This is a genomic window from Veillonella sp. R32 (assembly GCF_010093125.1).
GTDB lineage: Bacteria > Bacillota > Negativicutes > Veillonellales > Veillonellaceae > Veillonella_A.
This window is the reverse complement of sequence record NZ_NMZQ01000015.1, coordinates 1-7,910: the sequence shown is the minus strand read 5'-3', so window position 1 is coordinate 7,910 and position 7,910 is coordinate 1. Positions and strand designations below refer to the sequence as shown.

The 7,910-nt window shown below is 38.7% G+C and carries 6 protein-coding genes; all 6 read left to right on the top strand.

Features of this window, described 5'->3' with window-relative positions; all coding sequences use genetic code 11:
- Nucleotides 1-1,846, top strand: a 1,846-nt coding sequence (locus VER_RS04415) for a YadA-like family protein (protein ID WP_202922121.1), incomplete at its 5' end; no start/stop codon positions are given.
- Nucleotides 1,847-1,933: 87 nt separating this feature from the next.
- On the top strand, nucleotides 1,934-3,118 hold the full coding sequence (locus VER_RS04410; RefSeq protein WP_238390135.1) for a DUF2827 family protein: 1,185 nt from the start codon (nucleotides 1,934-1,936) through the stop codon (nucleotides 3,116-3,118).
- A 278-nt stretch (nucleotides 3,119-3,396) separates the two neighbouring features.
- A complete protein-coding gene (locus VER_RS04405; RefSeq protein ID WP_162099668.1) occupies nucleotides 3,397-4,782 on the top strand; it encodes a multicopper oxidase family protein in 1,386 nt (461 codons plus the stop codon).
- A gap of 248 nt (nucleotides 4,783-5,030) precedes the next feature.
- A complete protein-coding gene (gene rlmD / locus VER_RS04400; protein ID WP_162099667.1) occupies nucleotides 5,031-6,401 on the top strand; it encodes a 23S rRNA (uracil(1939)-C(5))-methyltransferase RlmD in 1,371 nt (456 codons plus the stop codon).
- Between the two features lie 176 nt (nucleotides 6,402-6,577).
- Nucleotides 6,578-7,411, top strand: coding sequence for a hypothetical protein (locus VER_RS04395; RefSeq protein ID WP_162099666.1), 834 nt, complete (start codon nucleotides 6,578-6,580; stop codon nucleotides 7,409-7,411).
- 235 nt (nucleotides 7,412-7,646) lie between these two features.
- A complete protein-coding gene (locus VER_RS04390) occupies nucleotides 7,647-7,820 on the top strand; it encodes a hypothetical protein (RefSeq protein WP_162099665.1) in 174 nt (57 codons plus the stop codon).
- Nucleotides 7,821-7,910: the final 90 nt, after the last annotated feature.

Sequence of the window (7,910 nt, the reverse complement as noted above, 5' to 3'; positions counted from 1 at the left end):
AAGTGCTGATAAAGCAGAAAGCAGTGCCTCCAATGCAGCAAGTAGCGCAACGGAAGCGAAAAATAGTGCCTCTGACGCTAAATCTAGTGCTGATAAAGCAGAAAGCAGTGCCTCCAATGCAGCCAGCAGTGCAACAGAAGCTAAAGACAGCGCTTCTAATGCTAAATCCAGTGCCGATAAAGCAGAGACTAGTGCATCCAATGCAGCCAACAGTGCAACAGAAGCGAAAAATAGTGCGTCTGATGCTAAAAACAGTGCTGATAAAGCCGAGACTAGCGCCTCCAATGCAGCTAACAGTGCAACAGAAGCAAAAGACAGCGCTTCTAATGCTAAATCTAGTGCCGATAAAGCAGAGACTAGTGCATCTAATGCAGCCAAGAGTGCTGATGATGCAAGTAGTAGTGCATCCGAAGCAAAAGGAAGTGCCTCTAATGCGATCAGTAGTGCAACAGAAGCTAAAGAGAGTGCCTCTAATGCTGAAAAGAGTGCTAAGGATGCCAATAGCAGCGCTACAAAAGCGAGTGAAAGTGCGTCCAATGCGGCAAGCAGTGCTACAGATGCTAGTGAAAGCGCTAAAAGTGCAGGTGATAGTGCCTCTAGTGCAGCCGATAGTGCTTCTAACTCAGCAAGTAGTGCTACCGAAGCCAGTGAAAGTGCATCCAATGCGGCATCAAGTGCTACGGAAGCTAGTGATAGTGCCTCCAACGCAGCAAGTAGTGCCACTGAAGCAGGTAACAGCGCTTCTAATGCAGCTAGCAGTGCGACTGAATCGGAGGAAAATGCTAAGAGTGCCGCCGATAGTGCTGATGTAGCAAAATCTAGTGCCGAAGTTGCTACTAGCAGTGCAGAAGCAGCTATTTCCAGTGCTAAAGAAGCAAGCAATGCCGTATCTAACGCCATTAAAGATTTAGTCGATGGTGGCATCATGGGTGGTGAAGCTAATGGTGAAGGGGCTACTACTGTAGGTAAAGGATCCGTAGCGAATGGTGATAATACGAGCGCTATGGGCAATAATGCGAATGCGAGCGGTTCCAATGCATCAGCAATTGGTGCAGACTCTGTAGCAGAAGGGAACAATACATCTTCGATTGGTGCTAAAGCTATTGCAAAAGGTGAAGGAGCATCAGCTATTGGCAGTAATTCCAAAGCCACTGCTGATGGGGCGACATCCGTAGGCTCCAATGCAAGTGCAACAGCCGAAAATGGTACAGCCTTAGGTACTAACTCGAGTGTGACTGGTAAAAACTCTGTAGCTTTAGGTGCTGGTTCTGTAGCGGACAAAGAAAACTCCGTATCCATTGGTTCTAAGGGAAATGAACGAACATTAACCAATGTAGCAGCCGGTGAAGTTTCTGCCACATCTACAGATGCTATTAACGGCAGTCAATTATATAATGCTACTGCTCAGTTATATGGTCATATTAATGATGTAAGTCATCGCGTTAATGAAGTAGGCGCCGGTGCTGCCGCTTTAGCAGCCTTAAATCCATTGGGCTTTGATGAAGATGATAAATTAACATTTGCAGTAGGTTTCGGCCATTATAATAGTGAAGATGCTTTAGCCTTAGGTGCCTTTTATAAAGCTAATGAAAATACTATGTTCAGCATGGGTAGTACATTAGGTAATGGCGATACTATGTTCAATGTAGGCGCTTCTTTCAAATTTGGTTCCTCTACGGTTGATAGTGAAACGAAAGAAACATATAAACAAGCACCAATGAGCATTATGAATGCCTTGTCTGATACCGTACAAGCACAGGATAAAACAATTAAAGATCAACAACAGCAGATTGCTACATTACAAGCACAAGTTCAAATGCTTATAGATAAAATTAAAGGCTTGTAAGAACTTGATTTTTATAGACGGTCTTGTATAATTATTAATCATAAAGATTTATGAATTAATCTTCGTCGTATATAAAAGGAGTTTGTGGTGAAGCAAGTCAACATAGGAATTACCTTCTTTTGGGGCGATTCATATAATAATATTTGGTCAAATGGAGCTGGGCAAAATATGTATTTTCTCAAGGAAGCGTTAGAGCAAATCCCTTGGGTTAAGGACGTATATTTTGTGTATTGGGACAATGATGCAGAAAAAGCGCCAAAAGAATTAGAGCTTGATGCTATGAATGTTAAATTGTATGAATATAAAGAGGTAGTAGCCACAACGGACCTTATTATAGAAGGCACTTTGATTGTAAGTAGAGAGCGTGAGCGTGAAATTCATGAGCATGGTGGAAAATTAGTTACATTCCGTATGGGCACTGATTATATGATGGATTTGGAAAAATTTGTCTATGATCTACCTGGTGGTCGTGCGTTCAACGGAGCTCAATATGATGCTATCTGGACCTTGCCTCATCATTATGCTACCAATCAGCATTATTTAGAGATTATGACGAATACCAAACTTCATATTGCTCCTTATTTATGGGATCCTATCTTTTTAGATAAAGTAGTTACAGATTATGAAAGGGATGGTGATTATCCAGGATTTGGGTATACACCTAAGTCAAAGTCAGAACGAGCTCAGGAAAATGGCAAGCGTCTAGCTACGTTTGAACCTAATATTAGTGTGATTAAGGCTTGTTATACGCAAATTTTATTAGCGGAAGCCGCTTATAAAAAAGAACCAGAAGCTATTAAACATATTTATCTTTGTAATACAGTCAAACGGAAAGATACGAAGGTATTTCATGATTTTATTGGCTGGACCAAATTGTTAGATGACAATAAATTATCTGTAGAACCTCGCTATATTACACCTTATTTTTTAGGTAAGTATACAGATATTGTACTTTGTCATCAATGGTCTTTAGCATTAAATAATTTATATATGGATGTGTTGTATGGTAATTATCCGTTGATTCATAATTCACCTATATTGAAAGAACATCAAGTAGGCTTTTATTATGAAGGTTTTGATGCGTACGAAGGCGCACGGGCTTTATTAGACGCTGTTCATACATATGATGATGACTTTGAAGTGCATGTAGCTCGTAATAAAGCATTTCTTCAAACCTTATCGCCATATAATCCGACGATTATAGCTGAATATGAGTGGCTTTTGAAAAAAGCTTTGTATGAAGACAATTCTTTGGATTGGTCACAGATATAAAATAGAGGGGGGTATATGATATACCCCCCTCTAGTATCTATTATGGGCCTATGTTACCATGAAAATACAATTAAGAGTATTTTGTGGTTAACGAAAGGACAGGTAACTTATTTATGAAACGCTCATACAAGCAGATAGTACAATCAATGTTAGTTGCTTCTTTAGTGACTGGTGGTATATTTACTGCTTATGCCCATTTAAATCATCATAACGAGAGTGCTTATCCGAGTGAGGGATACGTGTATACTAATGATACTTATTGTTGTGAAACTTATCATATGCACCAGGGTATACACCATGGATTTGATGATGTAGTTAAGTTTAAAACGATTGCCCAGCCCGCTCGTCCATTAGCAATTCCCCCTATAGTGTCAGGCACCTTAGATAAGGCTGGACGTAAAGTATTTACCATAGAAGCACAAGCCGGTGAAACCTCAATAAAAGAAGGGCCTATGACGCGTACCTATGGTTATAATGGCAGTGTATTAGGGCCTGTATTATCCTTAAAACGAGGGGATAGGGTTTCCATACAATTGAAAAATACCTTGCTTGAAGATACTACATTTCATTGGCATGGCTTAGTGGTTCCCTCGGATGTTGATGGAGGGCCCCATCATCCATTGGCCGCAAATGGCGGAACGGGACAAATTGATTTTACTGTTAATCAAGGGGCTAGTACGGCTTGGTTTCATCCTCATGCTATGGGAACAACAGCTAGTCAAGTATATCAAGGGTTAGCTGGCCTTATTCGCATTGAAGATGAGGCTCTTGATGGACTACACTTACCTTATACCTATGGAGTTGATGATATTCCTGTTGTTTTACAAGATCGTAATTTTACCGACGACAATCAGTGGCAATATGGGGCTGATTATGAAGCGGACGGCGTGTATGGGGATACCTTATTGGTGAATGGCACAATTAATCCTTATTTAAAAGTGACATCTAATTTAATTCGTTTACGGGTGTTAAATGGTTCCAATGCTCGTAATTATTTATTAGCATTAAATAATGGTGCTACGATGCAGCAAATTGCTACGGATAGTGGTTTGTTAAATTCGCCAGTTACGCTATCCGCACTTACTTTAGTACCTGGTGAACGGGCTGAAATAGTACTTGATTTTTCAAAATATGAGGGGCTGTTACCTAAGTTAGTGACCGAGGATGGTACGGTTGTTTTAGATTTTAAACGAGGCGCTATGGGGGATATGGGGGCGACCTTGCCACAGTGGCAACGGACTGAGGGAACTACGTTGACGACGGCGAACTGGCAAGCGGCTATGGCAGCCAAAGCCGATAAAACGGTAGTCATGGCTGGTATGGCTAATGATGTGACAATCAATGGTAAGAAGTTTTCCATGGATCGCATTGATTTAACTAGTCAATTAGGTAGCACCGAAATCTGGGATATTACGAATGCAGATTCGGCTATGATGGGCATGATGCATCCATTTCATATTCATGGTGTGCAATTTGAAGTCGTTTCACGCAATGGTAAAGCGGTGACACCTAAGGAACGGGGCTTGAAAGATACGATTCAAGTTAACCCTGGTGAAACAGTGCGCATTAAAGTGCATTTCACGGAACCGGGCGTATTTATGGTACATTGCCATATTTTAGAACATGAAGAGAATGGTATGATGATTCAGTTGTTGGTGAAATAATTGACCACAGTTTGTGATACACATTGAATTGGGAGCGTAAAGTATTTTACTGATTTTGGAATTTCAAGGTATAATAAAAGACAAGAGTATAGCTGAATACAGTCATATGTAGCTACATACAGCCATATATAGCTACATACAGCCATATATAGCTACATACAGTTATGATTGTTGTAGAAAATATATTTGGATAGAGATAGTTTAGTTGTGATTTTAACAGTAGGTACTGATAGAAAGGACGAAATGCTATGAAACAGACTGTGCCTGTCGCAAAGGGCCAAATTTATACGATTACAATTCAAGGACTAGGAACAAGTGGAGAAGGGGTAGGCCGTTATGAAGGGTTTACCGTGTTTATTCCCTTTGCGCTACCTGAGGAAGAAGTGCGGGTAAAAATTACGTTGGTTAAAAAGAATTATGCTGTAGGGGAAGTCATAGAAATTTTGAAACCTTCGGAGCATCGCGTAGATCCTATTTGCCCAGTGTATGGCACTTGTGGCGGCTGCCAGTTACAGCATGTATCGTATGAAGAACAGCTTCGTCTGAAAACGCAAAATGTACGGGATATTATGGAGCGAATTGGTAAAACGAATCCTGATTTAGTGAAACCAGCGTTAGGGCCTGAAAGTCCTTGGCACTATCGAAATAAAATGCAAATTCCTGTAGGTGTTGAAAAAGGGCAAGCGGTGTTAGGTTTTTATGCTCGTGGTTCCCATGCTATTGTGCCTTGTACAAATTGTGCTATTCAAGATGATGGCAATAATCAGATTTCAGCTGTTTGTGAACGCCTGTTACGAGAAACGAAATGTCAGCCTTATAATGAATTAACAGGCGAAGGTATGATTCGCCATATTATTGGTCGAATTGGTAAAAGTGGCTGGATGGTGATTATTGTTAGCACTGCCAAAACATTGCCACAAGCAGAATATTGGGTAAGTGAAATTCGTAAGCATTTACCGAATGTGACCAGTATTGTGTTAAATCATAACCCTAAGAAAACAAACGTAATTATGGGGCGTGACTGTACCTTGCTTTGGGGCGAAGAAACGATTACAGATACTATTGATGAATTACAATTCCGCTTGTCGCCACACTCCTTTTTCCAAGTCAATCCAGAGCAAACAACAGTACTATATAAGAAAGCCTTAGAATTTGCTCAGTTAATAGGCGAAGAAACGGTGATTGATGCGTATTGTGGAACGGGGACGATTTCCTTATTTTTAGCTAAACAGGTAAAACATGTGATTGGCATTGAAATCGTAGAGCCTGCCATTGTGGATGCCAAAGCTAATGCAAAGCGTAATGGAATTACTAATGCAGAATTTATTGCTGCTGATGCGGCTAAAGAGATGCCTGCCCTTGTGAAACGCGGTGTAAAAGCAGATGTAGTCGTGTTTGATCCCATTCGTGCAGGCTGTAAAGAAGAAGTACTAAAAGCAGCGGCAACAATGAAGCCAGCGCGCATGGTCTATGTGTCTTGTAATCCTGCGTCTATGGCAAGAGATATTGTTGTTTTAAGGGAATTGGGCTATGAAGTAGAAATAGTGCAGCCCGTGGATATGTTCCCGATGACGAGTCATGTGGAAGTGGTCTCAAAACTTGTCAAAATTAAGGGCTGAAAATTACAATGCATTTAAAAAATTAATGTTATATAGAAATAAGGGAACTGTATTTTTTGAAAGTGAGAATTTCAAAAAGTTTTATGAAGCAAGAAAAGCAATGATTATGGAGAGAATAGGTGAGTTATGAGGTGATCTGTTTGCTTCATAAGAGCGAACAGATTGGGGTGGTTTAAATGCTAAATATTGAGGAATATATTGCACGAAGAAAAAAAGAAGATAAACTTAATGAATTTGACATTGATGCACGTACACAAAATATGAAAAATTGCGTTGATTATGTATTTGAGTATTTTAATAACTATTTGAATATTACTGAAGCTGAAGAAAAAACGATACTCAATAATAAAAAGCTAGATAAGTATCGGAATCAGCTACGGGAGTATGATCCTGAAGTTCGAGATTGGGGTGTGGGGATTTACAATGAATATGGGAAGCAAATGCACAGATACATTGGAAATATTATGAAAGAGAATGAGTTTTTCTTTTTATATAATACTGATAGTGAATTTAGAAATATTTCCTATGATTGCTATTCGCAGCTTATTAAAAAGTTGCCGTTTCTTAAGGGGCAAACGGAGATGCTTTTTCTTTTTATAAAAGACTACCATAGGGTAACAAGTGAACAAGTGTTTAACTTTGGAATACCATCAATAACAGAAGAAATAACTGATTGGATTGATAAAACTTGGGCAAAGTATCAGGTTAATCTTCTTGCCTTTGCTTATAGTTGGATAAAAAATTTTTTTGATAATGAGGACATTTGGCCATCGACTCACAGGAAGAAGAGTCAATATACTTGGAGGAAATATGACTATGATTATAAGCAGAAAAGTAACCTTTTTAACCTAGATTCGTTATATAGAAAGATGCCGAAAAAATCCTTTACAAAAGGAAGAAAGCAAGAATTTGAGATTTTATTTATGTATTATTGGATTCATGATATGGAAGGCGATGATGATTATTGGCAGGAGTATTTAGAAATGGTTCTACCTGCTTTTAAAAAGTAATTAAATATTAATAGGACGAAAAATGAATGAAAAGAAAATCAGTTAATAATTGAAGAAATTTTTAGTAAAACTGATTCAGAAGAATATGGACTGGCAAAATATTGTTAAATCTTATTTTGGGTGATTTGATAAAGCTGAGGTAATAGGAAAAACTAAAGATTATAGAAATAGACTGCAATGCATTTGATGAATTAGTAAAGAAAGTTGTATAGAAAGCTATTTATAGTGAGGTGCTATGATGCTAAAAGGAATTATTTTTTTGCTATTTGGATTGGGGTTAGTGTTAATGATTCCCCAGTATGTGAAACGATATAAAGCAGAAAAAAATATAGAAAACTTACTTGTACTTATGGGGATTATATTGTTAGGAAGTTCAAGTATAGTTTTAGGTATTTTGGAATTTATATAGGGGTATGATTCTTTGGTAGTGTAAATAATTTTGTGTAAAAGCTTTAAGATTATCAGTTACAACTAGTTATAATCTATACGCGCCTGAGCA

Bases quoted from the DNA above. Each gene is read 5' to 3' on its own strand.
- VER_RS04405 (WP_162099668.1), top strand. From the start codon at position 3,397: ATGCACCAGGGTATACACCATGGATTTGATGATGTAGTTAAGTTTAAA.
- rlmD (WP_162099667.1), top strand. From the start codon at position 5,031: ATGAAACAGACTGTGCCTGTCGCAAAGGGCCAAATTTATACGATTACA.
- VER_RS04395 (WP_162099666.1), top strand. From the start codon at position 6,578: ATGCTAAATATTGAGGAATATATTGCACGAAGAAAAAAAGAAGATAAA.
- VER_RS04390 (WP_162099665.1), top strand. From the start codon at position 7,647: ATGATGCTAAAAGGAATTATTTTTTTGCTATTTGGATTGGGGTTAGTG.